Here is a 14,389-nt window from a genome sequence, read left to right on the forward strand (position 1 = left end):
CGTTCTAAGGTGGCCGCGCCCACAAGACAAGCGAGCAGTGATGAGCGATTTGTTCGACGATCCCGAACCCGGTGACAACGCACCTGAATTCACGGTGACGGAAATCTCCGGCGCGGTGAAGAAAACCATCGAAGGCACCTTCGGCCATGTGCGTGTGAAGGGCGAAGTGGGGCGGGTGAGCCGCCCGCGTTCGGGCCATATCTATCTGGATCTGAAAGACGATCGCAACGTGCTCTCCGGCATCATCTGGAAAGGGGTTTCCGCTCGCCTGCGCACCCAGCCCGAGGAAGGGATGGAGGTGGTGGCCACCGGCAAGCTCACCACCTTCGGCGGACAGAGCAAATACCAGATGGTGATCGATGACATCGCGCCTGCGGGCATGGGCGCGCTAATGGCGATGCTGGAGAAGCGCAAGGCGCAGCTGGCGGAGGAAGGCCTTTTTGCGCCCGAGCGCAAACAGCCGCTGCCGTTCCTGCCGGAAATCATCGGGGTGATCACCTCGCCGTCCGGCGCTGTGATCCGCGACATCCTGCACCGCCTGCGCGATCGTTTTCCGCGCAAGGTGCTGATCTGGCCCGTGGCCGTGCAAGGCGCGAAATGCGCGCCCGAGGTGGCGGCGGCCATCGAAGGCTTCAACCGCCTCACTCCCGGTGGTGCTATGCCGCGCCCCGATCTGCTGATCGTGGCGCGCGGCGGCGGCTCGATCGAGGATCTCTGGGGCTTCAACGAAGAAGTGGTCGCCCGCGCGGCCGCCGCCTCGCAGATCCCGCTGATCTCCGCCGTGGGCCATGAAACCGACACCACGCTCATTGATTTCGTCGCCGACCGCCGTGCGCCCACGCCCACGGCGGCCGCCGAATTGGCCGTGCCGGTGCGGCTGGAGCTCATGGCCGCGCTCGATACGCTCAACGCCCGCCAGCTGCGCGGGCTTGAGCAAGGCGTGCGCCAGCGTCGCCAGAGGCTGTCCGATCTCTCCCGCGCGCTGCCAAGGCCCGATGCGCTCCTGGCCACGCCCAGCCAGCGGCTTGATACGGCTTCCGCCCGGCTGCCGCTTGCCCTGCGCGCCGCCGCCTCGGTGAAACAGCAACAGCTGTCCAAGGCCTCAGGGCCGCTCGCCCCGGGCCTCCTGCGCCGCCGCATCGCGGAGGAAACCCGCCGCCTGCAAGAGCGCGGTGCCGGGCTTTCTCGCGGCCTCACCCGAAGCACGCAAGAAAGTCAACGCGCACTCTCCCGCGCGTCCGATCGCCTGCGCCCGGAAGCCATCACGCGCGATCTGGACCGCAAGAAACGCGATCTGGACGCTCTCACCGCCCGCTTTGTGCGCGCCGCCAACGCACAAGTCAACGGCTGGCAGAGCCGCCTTGAGGCCGCAGAACGCCTGCGCCAGACGCTCGGCTACACCGAAACCCTGAAACGCGGCTATGCGGTTGTGCGCGGCGACGAAGGGGTCATTACCACGAAAGCCGAGGCGGAAACCGCCAGAAGCCTTGAAGTGGAATTCGCCGATGGCCGTCTGCGCCTTGGGGGCAAGACACCCGGCAAAACCGCGAAATCCGCGCCCGAGCAGGGAAGCCTGTTCTGACCGAAAGGGTCGGCGGCAGGGCTTGCGCCCCGCACACAGACAATAGCGGGGCTTGCGCCCCGCACACAGGTTCAAGCGGGGCTCTGCCCCGCACCCCGGGATATTTTAACCAAGAAGAAGGGGCCCCATTTCCTCTTGCCATAAATACCTCGGGGGTGCGGGGGCAGAGCCCCCGCGGGGCGGCGGGCGGCGCAGCCGTCAGACGCCCGGGACTTGCCCTTCGCAGGCCAGAGGATTGGGGCTTTGGCGCAGCTCGTAGAGCGTTGTTGCCGAAGGGTCGTTCTGAAAGCGCGCGAGCAGGCGTCCGCCGAGCGAATAGAAGGACCAGCATTGCGATTCCGGGGAGAAGTCATAGGTGAAACAGACCATTTCGTCTGAAACAAACCAACTGCCGTCAAGGCACTCCCCGTTCAGAAACGACCAGCGTACCCGGCGGCCCGGCAGGTATTCCTCGGCCCCATATTCCGCGCCGTTGAGGGCGTAGAAGAGCGTTTTGCCCGTCGCGTAGGCTTCAAAATCCAAAGGCGAGAGGGGTGTTTCGGCATTTGCTGTTGCTGCCATCAGACAGATCAAGGCAAGAGGTACATGCTTCATGACGGCATTTCCGCCGAGCGGGCGTGCCAGGCCTTGGCGCGGGTGTCCATCAGGCGACGGAAGCGGCGCGGGGCGAGCGCCAGCGCGGCCATCACGGGCAGGGGGTAGGGCAGCATTGGAGCGGCCTCGGCAGGCGGCAGCGTGAGTGCCGGGTATTGCGTCGCGGGGTGCATGTGGTGATCACTGTGGCGCGGGGCGTGCAGCATGAGAAGGCCCGAGGCCCAATGTGGGCTGTTCCAGCTTTCCAGTGCGGAGACGGGCAGGGGCTCGCCGTCGGCATCCCGGGCGCGACGCAGCCCGTAGTGTTGGACGTAGTCCGATTGCAGCAACTGCATCTGCGAGAAAAAGGCCAGCGGCAGGTAGGTGAACAGCCCGGCCAGGCCGCCGATTAGCAGCGCCATCCCGCAGAACGCGAGTCCGCCGGCCACATAGGTGGCATAGGGATTGCGCAACATGCGCAACAGGGGCGGCTGCCCGGAGAGCCGTCCGCGTTCCATTTCATAGCCGGCCGTGAAAGATCCCACCCAGGCGCGGGGCACAAAGGCGTAGAAGCTCTCGCCAAGCGCGGGCGTGTTCGGGTCCTCGTCACAGCCGACCCAGCGATGGTGTACCAGCCGGTGCGCGGAGGTGTGGTGGCCGAAGAGCAGAGAGATATAGATCCACTTGCCCAGTCGAAACGGCAGCCTCTGCGTGCGGTGGATCAGCTCATGCGCCGCCGAATTGCTGACCTGTCCGAAGTAGAGCACGAAGGCGAGGAACAGCCCGGCCCTGCCCAAGGGGCTGAAGGTGGCAGCTCCTGAGAGCGCATGGACGGCCAGCCCGAGCAGCGCGAAATGGGCGACTCCAAGGCAGATCAGAAGCTTGTCGGCGGCGGGGAATTCACTGGCCGGCGCATTGGGATCCTCCCCTTGTGCAATGATCATATCCAGCGCAGCGGTGAAGAGGGTTAGATAGGCCAGCGCCAGCGCGATCCAGACACCGCCAAATAGCGTGGCACCTGCCAGAAGGGCCACCGGGGCGAGGGTGGCGAGGGTGAAGTAGCTCTGCCGGGGCCGCATGGGGTGTCGTCTTGTCCTGTGTGTGCTGCACGCGTTCCTTGGTTGCACCACGATGGGCGACACTTGTCCACCATAAGAACGGCTTTGGCACTTGGGGCGTACGCGCCGGGGCAATTCGCGCCTGAAACGTCGCTTTTGCGGTATGGTTGCCCTGCGGGCTGGCGTTAGATTGCAAGCCAGAACGCAAAGCGGGAGTCGCGCCATGGCGCTGGATCAGCAGAAACCGGGGATCTGGAAATCGGGCAAGGGCAAGGGGCGTGTGACGCCGAAGGGCCGCCAGCTTGAGGATGCCGCCTGGGAGGAGGTCCGGGCGCTTCTCGGGGATCGCCCCCGTCGGCGTGACTTGCTGATTGAGCATTTGCACCTGATTCAGGATCGCTTCGGGCATCTTTCGGCGGCCCACCTGCGGGCGCTGGCCGAGGAAATGCGCCTGAGTCAGGCCGAGGTTTACGAAGTCGCAACCTTCTACGCCCATTTTGACGTGGTGAAGGAAGGCGAGGCGCCGCCGCCTGCGCTCACCATCCGGGTCTGTGACTCGCTTTCCTGCGAGCTGGCCGGGGCCGAAGCTCTGCGTGCCGCGTTGGAGGACGGTCTTGATCCGGCGGAGGTGCGCGTGGTGCGTGCGCCCTGCATGGGGCGGTGCGATACGGCACCGGTGCTGGAACTGGGGCACAATCATATCGATCACGCAACGCCGGAGAAGGTGCAGGCGGCGATCAAGGCTGGGGAGACCCATGCCCATGTGCCCGATTACGAAGGGCTTGCCGCTTATCAGGCTAAAGGCGGCTATGGTGCCCTAACCCGTTGCCGGGCAGGCGAGGTGACGCCGGAGGAGGCGCGCGATCGTGTGCTGGCCTCGGGCCTCCGCGGGCTCGGTGGCGCGGGCTTTCCCGCGGGCAAGAAATTCGATTTCGTGCGCCTTGCGGAAGGGCCGAAGTATCTGTGCGTGAACGGGGATGAAGGCGAGCCGGGCACCTTCAAGGACCGCTATTACCTCGAGCGCATGCCGCATCTGTTCCTCGAGGGCATGCTGCTCACAGCCTGGGGCATCGGCGCGGACCGCTGCTATATCTACATGCGCGATGAATATCCGGCGGTTTTGGAGATCCTGCGCCGGGAGATCGCTGTTTTGGTGGCCGCAGGGATTGCTGAGCCCGGCTATATCGAACTGCGCCGGGGGGCCGGGGCCTATATCTGCGGCGAGGAAAGCGCGATGATCGAATCGATCGAGGGTAAGCGCGGCCTGCCGCGCCATCGCCCGCCCTATGTGGCGCAAGTGGGCCTCTTTGGCCGCCCGACGCTCGTGCACAATGTCGAAACGCTGCATTGGATCGCGCGCATTGCCCATGAGGGCCCTGAGATCCTTTCGGGCGTGGAAAAGAACGGCCGTTCAGGGCTGCGCAGCTATTCCGTTTCGGGCCGCGTGGCCAAGCCGGGCGTTTACCTGCTGCCGGCAGGCTCTACCATCACCGACATCATCGCGGAAGCCGGTGGCATGGCGGAGGGGCATAGCTTCATGGCCTACCAGCCCGGTGGGCCGTCCTCGGGGCTTCTGCCGGCGTCGATGGACGACGTTCCGCTGGATTTTGACACGCTCCAGCCCCACGGCACCTTCATCGGCTCAGCCGCCGTTGTGGTGCTGTCAGACAAGGACAGCGCGCGGGATGCGGCACTGAACATGCTGCGCTTCTTCGAAGATGAAAGCTGCGGGCAATGCACGCCCTGCCGGGTGGGCTGCGAGAAAGCGGTGAAGCTGATGCAGGCGGAACATTGGGATCAGCCGCTGCTGGAAGAGCTGTGCACCGCCATGGCGGATGCCTCCATCTGCGGCCTCGGGCAGGCCGCGCCCAACCCGATCCGGCTGGTGATGAAACACTTCGGCCACGAAGTCTGATGCCGCTCTTTGCCCTGCTTGGCGGGATCGCATTGGCGGGCCTCTACCTGCCTTGGCTGGACCGCGCACCTTCTGTGATGCGGAGCCTGCTTAAGACGCTGCCCGTTGCGGTTTTCGCACTCGGTTCCCTGATCGCTGGTGCACCACTGCTCGCAGCCGCCCTTGCGGCCAGCGCGCTGGGCGATCTCGCGCTGTCCCGCGACGGCGAGCGGGCGTTTCTGGCCGGGATGGGAGCCTTTGCCCTTGGGCACCTCTTGTACATTGCGAACATTCTGCAGCTTTCAGGAAACGCCAACCCCTTTTTTTTCGAATGGGCTGCTATCCCTTTCCTGCTTTTGGCGGCCTCGACCGAGATTTGGCTGCGCCCCCACACCGGGGCTCTCCTCTGGCCCGTGCGTCTCTATGTGGTCATCATCACGGCGATGGGGGTTCTGGCCCTTTCCGAGCCGGATGCACCACTGATTGCGCTGGGCGCGGCAAGTTTCGTGCTGTCCGATCTGCTGCTGGCGATCTTCATCTTCCGGCTCGCCGAGGATCACCCGGCGCGTAAAAGCGTGAGCCTTGCGGTCTGGATCACCTACATCACTGCGCAGGCGCTCCTTGCAGAAGGGCTTCTCACGCAGGTTTCGCCGGGCTGAATAGATCAAGCGTGAGCGGTATCGCCTTGAACTCCCAGCTTTTCTTCCCTGCGCGCATCTGCAGGGGGCGGCTTAGGGGGGCGACCCAGCGCAAGCGGCTGCATAGGCCTTCCGCCGCCTGCCAGATCCCGCCCGGATCCTGTGCGCGGTAGCTTTCGGCTGCGGCGTGGGCCTCGGGGCAATCCCGGCCCACGGTGGCAAATACGTTGTAAAGGAAGATCACCAGATCGTTGCGGTGGCCCTTGACGGTGTTGCGGCTGGGGGCGTAGCGCTCCAGATCGAGGAAGGTGATGCGCCCGTCCTTCCAGCAGATGTCGCGCGGGGCGGGGCGGCCATGGCTCAGGCCCTTGCCGTGTAACGCGGCCAGCGCCCGCGCGGCTTCCGCATAGGCTTGCACCCGCTCTTCTTGCCCGCGCGCTTCCTTGCGGAGCATCTCGTGTAGGCTGATGCCGGAATCCGAAAGCGCCATGAAATCAGCACCTTCGCAGAGGATCTTCGGAACCGGAGCCCCCTTGTCCGCCAGTTCATGCAACGCGCTGCGCTCGGCCTCGAAAGCCTTGGCGCTGTCGCCCTTGGTGAGCCTGCGCCGCAGCCGCTCAGGCTGTTTGCGCTTGACCCAGATCACCTCGCCGTCCACGTCGATGCGCGCCACGCGCGCCTTGCTGTGGGCCAGGTGGGACTGCACGGCAGCCTGCAAAGGGTTCAGGGCAATGGGCATGGTTCGCTCGCGGAGTATCGTCCGCGCAATATAGGCATGCGACGGTTTTGTAACAACGCCCCGCGTGCCCGCGCCGCGCGCCCCCTTTTCATGGGCGCCATCCTCCATTAGGTGAAAGAAACCCCGCGAAAAGGCCCGGCTTCATGTCCTTCTTCAAGAAACTCAAAAGCAAGATGTTCAAATCCTCCTCGAAGCTCGAGGAAGGCCTGGACGCAATTGTCGAGGACGGCGGCGCGGAGGAAGCCGTGGACATGGTGCCCGAAGCGCCTGTGGAAGCCGCACCTGCGCCGACCCCGGTTGAGCCCACGCGCCCGCCGGCACCCGCGCCTGTGCCGCCCGCCGCCAAGGCAGAACCGGCTCCGGAACCCGCAAAAACCGAGGCCCCCAAGCCCGAAGCCCCGAAACCCGAAAGCGCGGGCCTGCTGGGCCGCCTCATGGGCGGGGAGCGCAAGACGGTGGTGCGCCGCGAGCTCGACGACGAGATGCTCGAAAGCCTCGAAGAGCTGCTGATCAGCACCGATATGGGGGTGGACACCGCCCTGCGCGTCACCGCGAACATGGCCGAAGGGCGCTACGGCAAGCGGCTCTCCACCGAGGAGATCAAGCGCCTGCTCGCCGATGAAATCACCCGCATCATGGAGCCCGTCGCCAAGCCCATGCCGCTTTACGCCAAGCGCCCGCAGGTGGTGCTGGTGGTCGGCGTAAACGGCTCCGGCAAGACAACGACGATCGGCAAGCTCGCAAGCCAGTTCAAGGCGGCTGGGAAATCGGTAGTCATCGCCGCTGGCGATACCTTCCGCGCGGCGGCCGTGGAGCAACTGCAAGTCTGGGGCGAGCGCGCCGGCGTGCCGGTGCTGACCGCGCCCGAAGGTTCCGATCCGGCGAGCCTTGCCTTTGATGCGCTGAAGAAGGCGCAGCAGGACGGCGCGGATCTTCTGATGATCGACACCGCCGGCCGCCTGCAGAACCGCGCCGACCTGATGGAAGAGCTGGCCAAGATCGTCCGCGTGATCCGCAAGGTGGACGACACCGCCCCCCACAACACCCTGCTCGTACTCGATGCCACCACAGGCCAGAATGCGCTTTCGCAGGTGGAAACCTTCCAGAAGCTCGCCGATGTCTCGGGCCTCGTGATGACGAAACTCGACGGCACCGCGCGCGGTGGCGTTCTCGTTGCGCTGGCGGATAAATTCGGCCTGCCGATCCACGCCATCGGCGTTGGCGAGCAGATCGACGATCTCGCCCCCTTTGATCCCGAGGACTACGCCCGCGCGCTCACGGGGCTTGATGCCTGAGCCCCTCTTCTGACCGAAAGTATCCTGCGGGGGTGCGGGGGTGCAAAACCCCCGCCGCTTGCGCCGGGCGCAGCACAGGCGTAGGAGCGGGGCAGGACGGGCCTAAAGGGGCGGCCCGGCCCAAGTGATCACCGCGGCCTGACGAGGGAAGGGGCTGCCACAAGCCGGAACCCGACCCATGACAGAGTGGCTCCTTTCCATCGAAGGCACCGAGGCCGCGCGGCCCGTGGCCCTTGGCCTTGCCCTTCTGGCCGCCTTCCTGCACGCCGTCTTCGGCGCGCTGCAGAAGGGCCGCCACGATCCGTGGCTGTCGCGCGGGGCGATTGATTTCTGCTACGGGGCCATGGCCGCGCCGCTCGCGCTTTTCGTCGTGCCCTGGCCCGAACCGCACATGTGGCCGATCTTCGCCTGGGCCTTCGTGATCCACCTGATCTACAAGATCCTGCAGGCCAAGACCTATACGCTCGGGGCCTATACGGTCGTCTACCCGGTGGTACGCGGCACGGGGCCGCTGTTTGCGGTGATCGGCGCGGGGCTGATCTTTCACGAAAGTTTTTCGCCGGTGCAATGGCTGGGCGTCGCCGTGCTGCTGGCCGGGATCTACGGCTTTGCCGTCTACAACCTGAAATTCACCGTGGTGAACCGCGAAAACCTGCCGCTTGCGCTCATGTTCGCGGTGATCACCGGCCTTTTCGTGGCGCTCTACACCACCTATGACGCCTACGGCATTCGCGCCACGGCCAACCCGTTTACCTTCCTTGCATGGTTCTTCTTTATCGACGGGCTGGCCATGCCCATCTATGCCGCATGGCGCTGGAAACACATGGAAGATCGCCCCACGCTGGGGCCGCTGTTCAAACGCGGGATGCTCGGCGCTTTCGTGGCCTATTTCAGCTTCGGCTCGATCATGCTGGCCACAAGGATCGACTCTGTCGGGCAGGCCGCCGTGCTGCGCGAAACCAGTACGCTCTTTGCTGCACTGATTGGCTGGCTCGTGCTGAAAGAAAGCGTCGGCCCCCGGCGGCTGGCGCTTATGGGGTTGATTGCGCTGGGCGCGGTGATAGTTGAATTTGGCGGATAGGAAAGCGAGCGAGATGAGCGAGACAGGCAACGACACCGGTTCTGAAAAGAGCGTGCACCCTTTCGTCAAGATGGCGCTGGAGCTTGGCCCCATCGCGGCTTTCTTCATCGGCTACGTCCGCCTGAAGGATCAGATGTTCACCATCGGGGGCACGGAATACGAAGGCTTTATCGTGGTGACGGCGGCTTTCATTCCCTTGTTGCTGGCCTGCACGGGCGTGCTTTGGGCGCTGACCGGCAAGCTTTCCAAGATGCAGATCGTCACGGCCGTTCTGGTGGTGGCTTTCGGTGGCATGTCCGTCTGGTTCAATGATGAGCGCTTTTTCAAGATGAAGCCGACGATCATCTACCTGCTCTTCGGCGGTGTGCTGGGCTTTGGCCTTCTGCGCGGCCAGAGCTACTTGCGCAGCGTTATGGAAGAGGCGCTGCCGATGCAAGAGGAGGGCTGGATGATCCTCACCCGCCGCCTCTGCGCCTTCTTCTTCGGGCTCGCGGTGCTGAACGAGGTGATCTGGCGCACGATGAGCACCGATGCCTGGGTCAACTTCAAGACCTTCGGCCTCACGGCGGCTGTCTTTGCCTTCTTCATGACCCAGAGCAAGCTGTTCCAGACCTACGCCCTAGAGGAAGACAGCGGGGAGTAACCCCCGCGTCTTCGGCCGTTAGCGCTGCTTGCCAAACAGCACGTCCTGCGCGCCTTTCTCCTGCCGGAAATCGCCTCGCAGTTCCGCCGCCAACGCACGGCCGGCCTGCACGCCGGGGCGGGCGCTGCAGGTGGCAAGCCAGCGCGCCATATGGGGCTTGTCATCCAAAGTCTGCTGCTGGCCTTCCCAGAGCGAGGCCCAGCCCCAGATCGCCATATCGGCGATGGAGTAGAAATCGCCGGCCACGTATTCATTCTGCGCCAACTGTCGATCGAGCACTCCATAAAGCCGCGCGACCTCATTGCGGTAGCGCTCCTTGGCATAGGGAAGATCCTGCGGCGGCTCCATCGCGGGGGCGTATTTCAGGAAGTGATGCGCTTGCCCGGCCATCGGCCCTAGCCCGCCCATCTGCCACATCAGCCATTGATCGACGCTGAGCCTGTCGCGTTCGCTCTCGCCGTAGAATTGCCCCGTCTTGCGGGCGAGGTATTGCAGGATCGCCCCGCTCTCAAACAGCGAGACAGGCGCGCCATCGGGGCCTTGCGGATCGACGATGGCGGGCATCCGGTTGTTGGGCGCGATCTTCAGGAACTCCGGCGCGAACTGATCGCCCTTGCCGATGTTGATGAGGTGCAGCGTGTAGGGCAGCGCCATCTCTTCCAGCGCGATGGAGATCTTCCAGCCGTTGGGCGTGGGCCAGAAGTAAAGATCGATCGGGTCTTGCATGTGTGCCTGCCTGGCGTGAGGTGTCCTGACGCGAGATCAAACGCCTAAGGCTCCTAAAAAGCAAGGGAAATAGGGCTAATTTTGCCCCACGCCTCAGCGGATCAGCCGCAGCTCGTCGCCGGTGATCTGGATCGTTTCAAAGCGCTGCAGGTAGCTCATTCCCAGAAGCGACTGGGACATCTCGCCCTGATTCACATAGGCGGTCACGTTTTGATCGGGGATGTCGCCAAAGAGCACGTCATCCAGCGTCACGCGGGCGGTGCGCACGATGCCGTTGGCGGTGTTGGCGGCGTTGACATAGGCCAGCGCCTCCGGGTCCAGCCCGACCCGCGCCGCGTCGCGTTGGTTCAGCACCACATTCGTCGCGCCCGTGTCCACCACGAAGCGGATCGCTTGCCCGTTGACGTCGAGAGCCGCGTAGAAATGCCCATCCGGCGCGCGGGGCAGGGTGATCTCGCCGCTGCCCTCGATGAAGCTCTGCTGCGGCATCACCTCGCGGCGGATGTCGCCCCAGAGGCCAACGGCGGCGATGGCGCCCACGAAGATCAACACCCAGACAAGCGCCTGCTGCAGCACCTTGCCCTTGCTGGCGCGGTTCTGGGCAAAGAACCACAGCACAAGGGCGCAGCCCAGCAGGACAAGGTAAAAGGCGGTGCCGATCTGTTCGCCGCTCATGGGGCCTCCGAATTGGTTCCCCATAAATGTAGGGTGCGCAGGCGCTTAATGAAGGGGGGCGGCCCCGCCTTGGGCCATGAAGCCCGCGATCCCGTCGAGCACGAATTGCACCGATAGCGCCGCCAGAAGCATGCCCAGAAGCCGGGTGACAACAAGGATCCCCGTCTCGCCAAGGGCGCGTTCCAGCAGCGGAGCGATGTGAAACAGCGCGAAAACCACGAGCACCACCAGCACCATCACGCCCATGTAGCCCGCGTAGAGCGCCGGGTCGCCCTCTGCCTGCCCGGTGAGCAGGATCATCGTGGCAATCGCGCCGGGGCCCGCGATGAGCGGAATGCCGAGCGGGAAGATCGAGGGATCGTCGCGGTGATCCTCATCATGCTGCACGTGGTCGGCCTGATCCTTGCGCCGCTTTGTGCGGCGTTCAAAGAGCATGTCGAGCGCGGTGAGGAACAGCAGGATGCCGCCCGCCACGCGGAAGGCCGAAAGCGAGATGCCAAGGAACTGCAGCAGGGAATCGCCGAAGAAGCCAAAGACCGTCAGCACCCCCACGCCCACGAGGCAGGCGCGGCGGCCAATGGCGCGGCGGCGTGCATCGCTCATGCCTTGGGTCATCGCGAGGTAAAGCGGCGCAAGGCCGATCGGGTCGATCACGACGAATAGCGCGACGAAGGCGGTGATGAGGGCGGCGGTGTCCATGGCTCAGCTTTCGGCCTTTTCCAGTTTTTCCAAAGCGCGGAACCAGAGCGCCTCGGCGCGGTCGGTGGCTTCCATGACCTCGGAGTATTTCTTCTGCCAGGCCACGGCTTTCTCGGCGTCCGGCCCATCATACAGGCCGGGCTGGCCCAGGCGGGCGGCCAGCGTGTCGCGCATCTCGTTGAGCTTCTCCACCCGCTCCTCGCATTTGCGCGCCTCGGCCCGCAGGGCAAGGATCGCATCGCGCGACGGGCGCTTGGGCGCGGGCTTTTCCTTGCCCGCCCTGGCCGGGGTGTCGGCGGTGAGCAGCATCTTGCGGTAGGCCTCCAGATCCTCCTCGTAAGGGGTCACGGTGCCGTCCTTAACGAGCCACAGCCTGTCGGCCACGAGCGAGAGCAGGTGCATGTCGTGGCTGACGAGCACAACCGCGCCGGAATAGGCAGTGAGCGCCTCCACGAGCGCCTCGCGGCTTTCGATATCAAGGTGGTTCGTCGGCTCATCGAGGATCAGCATGTGCGGCGCGTCGAGCGTGGCCAGCAGCAGGGAAAGCCGCGCCTTCTGCCCGCCGGAGAGCCGGCCCACTTCGGTTTCCGCCTGATCGGCCATCAGCCCAAAGCCCGCCAGCCGCGCGCGCAGGCGGGCCGGGGTTTCATCCGGGCGCAGGCGCTGCAGGTGCTGAACGGGCGTTTCATCCACGTAGAGCTCATCCACCTGATGCTGGGCGAAATAGCCGATGCGCAGCTTGTTGGCGGTGATCATGCGCCCGCTCATCGGCTGCAGCCGGCCCGAGATCAGCTTCGACAGCGTGGATTTGCCTTGCCCGTTCTTGCCCAGCAGCGCGATGCGGTCATCCTGATCGATGCGCAGCGACAGGCGCGAGAGCACGGGCGTGTCGCCATAGCCGACCTGCGCGCCCTCCATGTTGACGATGGGGGGCGACAGCTCTTCCGGTTCCGGGAAGGTGAACACGCGTTTTGCGGCTTCCTCCGGGGCCGCGATGGGCTCCATCCGCTGGATCATCTTGAGCCGGGCCTGCGCCTGTTTGGCCTTGGAGGCCTTGGCGCGGAAGCGGTCCACGAAGCTCTGCATATGGGCCTTGCGGGCTTCCTGCTTCTTGGCCATCGCCGCCTGCACGGCACGCTGCTCGGCGCGGGTGCGGGCGAAAGTGTCGTAGGGGCCTTGGTAGTAGGTGAGTTTGCGGTCTTCCAGATGCAGGATGCCGCCCACGGCGCGGTTCAGCAGGCCGCGATCGTGGGAGATGATGATCACCGTGTGGGGGTATTTCGCGAGGTAGCTTTCCAGCCAGAGCGCACCTTCCAAATCGAGGTAGTTCGTCGGCTCGTCAAGCAGCAGCAGATCGGGCTGGGCAAAGAGCACCGCTGCCAGCGCCACGCGCATCCGCCAGCCGCCGGAGAAGGCGGAGCAGGGCATGAGCTGTTCTTCGGCATCAAAGCCAAGACCCTTGAGGATCGATGAGGCACGGCCTTCCGCGCTCCAAGCGTCGATATCGGCAAGGCGGGTCTGGATTTCGGCGATGCGGGCCGGGTCAGAGGCGGTTTCGGCCTCGGCCATCAGGGCGGCGCGCTCGGTGTCGGCGGCCAGCACGGTGTCGAGCAGGGAGGTCTCCGAGGAGGGCACCTCCTGCGCGACGCCGCCGATGCGGGCGCGGCTGGGCAGGCTGATCTCGCCGCCTTCCAGCGCCAGTTCGCCCCGGATCAGGCGAAAGAGTGTGGTCTTGCCCGCGCCATTGCGGCCCACGAGGCCGACCTTGTGGCCGTTGGGAATCACGGCGGAAGCGCCCTCGAACAGGGGGCGGCCTTCGACGGCATAGGAGATATCGGAAATCTTCAACATGGCCGCGCTCTAGCAGAGCCGGCGCGGCCATGAAAGGGGGCGTGAACATCGCGCAAGGCTTGCCGCCAAGGCGCGCGCCCGGCCGGCACCGCCGGCCAGCCCCCGACCCTCCCCGCGGGAGGGGGCTTTCGCCCCCACCCAGGGCCGGGGGCTGGCCTCGTTTTATGCGGCTAGGTTTGCGCCTTTACAGCCCGGATCAAGGCCAGCGCCGCATCAGGCGGGCGTTGCTCCACCCGGCGGTAGACCTTGCCGTCATTGGTGCGCCACAGGAGCCCTGCGCTCACCAGAGACCGCCGCAGAAGCGCGTGATCGCCGAAGGTGTGGCCTTCGGTGATCGCTGCGTTGACCTCGGGCTCTGTCAGCTCGCGTCTTGGCGGCAGGCGATCCCAGAGCGGCCAAAGGCAAAGCTGTTGCACGCCGCGCAGCTTGGGCCAGCGCCGCATGCGGCCGGCGGTAAAGACCATCAGTGCGCGGCGATCCGGGGTGGGCAGGGGCGTGGCCTCTGCCTCGGCACGCAAAACCTGGTAATTGCGCTTTCCGGCGGCACGGGCCACCGCGCCGAGCATCTCCAGATGGCCGGGCACACCGTCGGCCTTGGCAAGCTCGCCGCGCAAGGCCTTGGTGAAGCTGGAAAGATCCGCGATATACAGCGGGATTTCCTCGCGCATCTTCGCGCGGGTGTCGGGCGCATTGGCGCCGGGTTGGGTATCCATCGTTTCCTCGATCGGTCGCGCGTGAAGTGCGGATAGTGCCGTGTGTCGCCCTTGACGGCCCGCGCGCGACGCGGGTCGGGAAGCAAATCTGTCTCACAGGTTTAGCGTGGCGCAAGCGCCGGCGACGACTGGGTGAACTGCGGACCCTGCGCCCCTCATACGCGCATAGGGCCAAACGGGCAAGCCAAAGGCGGATTCCCGGCTTTTCACGGGGCAGAGGGC

The 14,389-nt window shown here is 65.2% G+C and carries 14 protein-coding genes; 6 read left to right on the forward strand and 8 right to left on the reverse strand.

Features of this window, described 5'->3' with window-relative positions:
* Positions 1–40 precede the first annotated feature (40 nt).
* Entirely contained in the window at positions 41–1,582 is a 1,542-nt protein-coding gene (gene xseA / locus KVX96_RS07040) for an exodeoxyribonuclease VII large subunit (protein ID WP_261193627.1), read from the forward strand.
* A 198-nt stretch (positions 1,583–1,780) separates the two neighbouring features.
* Here xseA and KVX96_RS07045 read toward each other — a convergent pair whose 3' ends face one another.
* Positions 1,781–2,143, reverse strand: a complete 363-nt coding sequence (locus KVX96_RS07045; RefSeq protein ID WP_261193628.1) for a hypothetical protein — start codon at positions 2,141–2,143, stop codon at positions 1,781–1,783.
* Positions 2,144–2,172: 29 nt separating this feature from the next.
* Positions 2,173–3,234 carry an alkane 1-monooxygenase gene (locus tag KVX96_RS07050; protein WP_261193629.1) on the reverse strand — a complete coding sequence of 354 codons (1,062 nt, stop codon included), beginning with the start codon at positions 3,232–3,234 and terminating at the stop codon, positions 2,173–2,175.
* A 202-nt stretch (positions 3,235–3,436) separates the two neighbouring features.
* On the opposite strand from KVX96_RS07050, the gene KVX96_RS07055 reads away from it, so the two are divergent.
* Together KVX96_RS07055 and KVX96_RS07060 are read left to right on the forward strand one after the other, a co-directional pair.
* Positions 3,437–5,128 carry an NAD(P)H-dependent oxidoreductase subunit E gene (locus KVX96_RS07055; RefSeq protein WP_261193630.1) on the forward strand — a complete coding sequence of 564 codons (1,692 nt, stop codon included), beginning with the start codon at positions 3,437–3,439 and terminating at the stop codon, positions 5,126–5,128.
* Positions 5,128–5,766 carry a lysoplasmalogenase gene (locus tag KVX96_RS07060; protein ID WP_261193632.1) on the forward strand — a complete coding sequence of 213 codons (639 nt, stop codon included), beginning with the start codon at positions 5,128–5,130 and terminating at the stop codon, positions 5,764–5,766. The genes KVX96_RS07055 and KVX96_RS07060 overlap by 1 nt, the downstream gene beginning before the upstream one ends.
* Here the strand turns inward: KVX96_RS07060 and KVX96_RS07065 are convergent.
* Complete coding sequence (locus tag KVX96_RS07065) at positions 5,744–6,484, reverse strand: phosphotransferase (protein WP_261193633.1); 741 nt, start codon at positions 6,482–6,484, stop codon at positions 5,744–5,746. The two genes, KVX96_RS07060 and KVX96_RS07065, sit on opposite strands and share 23 nt — an antisense overlap.
* Positions 6,485–6,627: 143 nt before the next feature.
* Here KVX96_RS07065 and ftsY point away from each other — a divergent pair, with 143 nt between their 5' ends.
* From ftsY to KVX96_RS07080, 3 genes are all read left to right on the forward strand, one after another.
* Entirely contained in the window at positions 6,628–7,779 is a 1,152-nt protein-coding gene (ftsY, locus tag KVX96_RS07070; protein WP_261193635.1) for a signal recognition particle-docking protein FtsY, read from the forward strand.
* Positions 7,780–7,957: 178 nt separating this feature from the next.
* The gene (locus KVX96_RS07075; protein WP_261193636.1) at positions 7,958–8,860 is read left to right on the forward strand and encodes a DMT family transporter; all 903 of its coding nucleotides are present in this window, start codon (positions 7,958–7,960) and stop codon (positions 8,858–8,860) included.
* Positions 8,861–8,873: 13 nt separating this feature from the next.
* The gene (locus tag KVX96_RS07080) at positions 8,874–9,503 is read left to right on the forward strand and encodes an inner membrane-spanning protein YciB (protein WP_261193637.1); all 630 of its coding nucleotides are present in this window, start codon (positions 8,874–8,876) and stop codon (positions 9,501–9,503) included.
* An 18-nt stretch (positions 9,504–9,521) separates the two neighbouring features.
* Here KVX96_RS07080 and KVX96_RS07085 read toward each other — a convergent pair whose 3' ends face one another.
* The 5 genes from KVX96_RS07085 to KVX96_RS07105 all read right to left on the reverse strand — a co-directional run bounded on the left by KVX96_RS07085 (position 9,522) and on the right by KVX96_RS07105 (position 14,167).
* The gene (locus KVX96_RS07085) at positions 9,522–10,229 is read right to left on the reverse strand and encodes a glutathione S-transferase N-terminal domain-containing protein (protein ID WP_261193638.1); all 708 of its coding nucleotides are present in this window, start codon (positions 10,227–10,229) and stop codon (positions 9,522–9,524) included.
* A 93-nt stretch (positions 10,230–10,322) separates the two neighbouring features.
* Entirely contained in the window at positions 10,323–10,904 is a 582-nt protein-coding gene (locus KVX96_RS07090) for a TIGR02281 family clan AA aspartic protease (RefSeq protein WP_261193639.1), read from the reverse strand.
* Between the two features lie 45 nt (positions 10,905–10,949).
* Positions 10,950–11,603, reverse strand: a complete 654-nt coding sequence (locus tag KVX96_RS07095; RefSeq protein WP_261193640.1) for a MarC family protein — start codon at positions 11,601–11,603, stop codon at positions 10,950–10,952.
* Positions 11,604–11,606: 3 nt separating this feature from the next.
* Positions 11,607–13,454 (reverse strand): ABC-F family ATP-binding cassette domain-containing protein, encoded by a 1,848-nt coding sequence (locus tag KVX96_RS07100; RefSeq protein ID WP_261193641.1) that lies wholly within the window; start codon positions 13,452–13,454, stop codon positions 11,607–11,609.
* 170 nt (positions 13,455–13,624) lie between these two features.
* Entirely contained in the window at positions 13,625–14,167 is a 543-nt protein-coding gene (locus KVX96_RS07105; RefSeq protein WP_261193642.1) for a DUF2087 domain-containing protein, read from the reverse strand.
* Between the last annotated feature and the right edge of the window lie 222 nt (positions 14,168–14,389).

Source organism: Pseudoruegeria sp. SHC-113, assembly GCF_025376885.1.
GTDB lineage: Bacteria > Pseudomonadota > Alphaproteobacteria > Rhodobacterales > Rhodobacteraceae > Pseudoruegeria.

Coding starts and splice junctions, on each gene's coding strand:
- KVX96_RS07105 (WP_261193642.1), bottom strand. CDS start 14,167: ATGGATACCCAACCCGGCGCCAATGCGCCCGACACCCGCGCGAAGATG.
- KVX96_RS07060 (WP_261193632.1), top strand. CDS start 5,128: ATGCCGCTCTTTGCCCTGCTTGGCGGGATCGCATTGGCGGGCCTCTAC.
- KVX96_RS07045 (WP_261193628.1), bottom strand. CDS start 2,143: ATGGCAGCAACAGCAAATGCCGAAACACCCCTCTCGCCTTTGGATTTT.
- KVX96_RS07095 (WP_261193640.1), bottom strand. CDS start 11,603: ATGGACACCGCCGCCCTCATCACCGCCTTCGTCGCGCTATTCGTCGTG.
- KVX96_RS07065 (WP_261193633.1), bottom strand. CDS start 6,484: ATGCCCATTGCCCTGAACCCTTTGCAGGCTGCCGTGCAGTCCCACCTG.
- KVX96_RS07090 (WP_261193639.1), bottom strand. CDS start 10,904: ATGAGCGGCGAACAGATCGGCACCGCCTTTTACCTTGTCCTGCTGGGC.
- ftsY (WP_261193635.1), top strand. CDS start 6,628: ATGTCCTTCTTCAAGAAACTCAAAAGCAAGATGTTCAAATCCTCCTCG.
- KVX96_RS07075 (WP_261193636.1), top strand. CDS start 7,958: ATGACAGAGTGGCTCCTTTCCATCGAAGGCACCGAGGCCGCGCGGCCC.
- KVX96_RS07100 (WP_261193641.1), bottom strand. CDS start 13,454: ATGTTGAAGATTTCCGATATCTCCTATGCCGTCGAAGGCCGCCCCCTG.
- KVX96_RS07050 (WP_261193629.1), bottom strand. CDS start 3,234: ATGCGGCCCCGGCAGAGCTACTTCACCCTCGCCACCCTCGCCCCGGTG.
- xseA (WP_261193627.1), top strand. CDS start 41: ATGAGCGATTTGTTCGACGATCCCGAACCCGGTGACAACGCACCTGAA.
- KVX96_RS07055 (WP_261193630.1), top strand. CDS start 3,437: ATGGCGCTGGATCAGCAGAAACCGGGGATCTGGAAATCGGGCAAGGGC.
- KVX96_RS07085 (WP_261193638.1), bottom strand. CDS start 10,229: ATGCAAGACCCGATCGATCTTTACTTCTGGCCCACGCCCAACGGCTGG.
- KVX96_RS07080 (WP_261193637.1), top strand. CDS start 8,874: ATGAGCGAGACAGGCAACGACACCGGTTCTGAAAAGAGCGTGCACCCT.